The organism is Algibacter ulvanivorans (genome assembly GCF_048381495.1).
In the GTDB taxonomy this organism is placed as follows: domain Bacteria; phylum Bacteroidota; class Bacteroidia; order Flavobacteriales; family Flavobacteriaceae; genus Algibacter_B; species Algibacter_B ulvanivorans.
The window spans coordinates 1-279 of sequence record NZ_JBLWGD010000096.1 but is presented as its reverse complement, the minus strand read 5'-3'; the positions used below and the strand labels follow the sequence as shown (position 1 = coordinate 279).

1 protein-coding gene is annotated in these 279 nt (G+C 37.6%); it reads right to left on the bottom strand.

Translation table 11 applies throughout. From position 1 onward, the window contains the following. Positions 1 to 257, bottom strand: a 257-nt coding sequence (locus ACNG5D_RS16110) for an SIR2 family NAD-dependent protein deacylase (RefSeq protein WP_418184545.1), incomplete at its 3' end; no start/stop codon positions are given. Between the last annotated feature and the right edge of the window lie 22 nt (positions 258 to 279).

Sequence of the window (279 nt, the reverse complement as noted above, 5' to 3'; positions counted from 1 at the left end):
TGGGTAATAATTGACACCTTAAAGCTTTTTTCAAGTTCGGCTAAATCTATATGAGCTTGGTTAGGTTTTACGCTTAAAAGTTGACGACGGCGTTGGTTGTAAAAATCTAAAACTAATTCAGGATTTGCTCTAAAACCTTCTGGCGAAGCAACTTCCATAACATCGTGGCCTTCCCATAAACCATTGGCATCTCTAAAGGTTTTTATACCACTTTCGGCACTTATGCCAGCTCCTGTTAAAACGACTATGTGTTTCATGTTTATCATGTTATATTTGCTG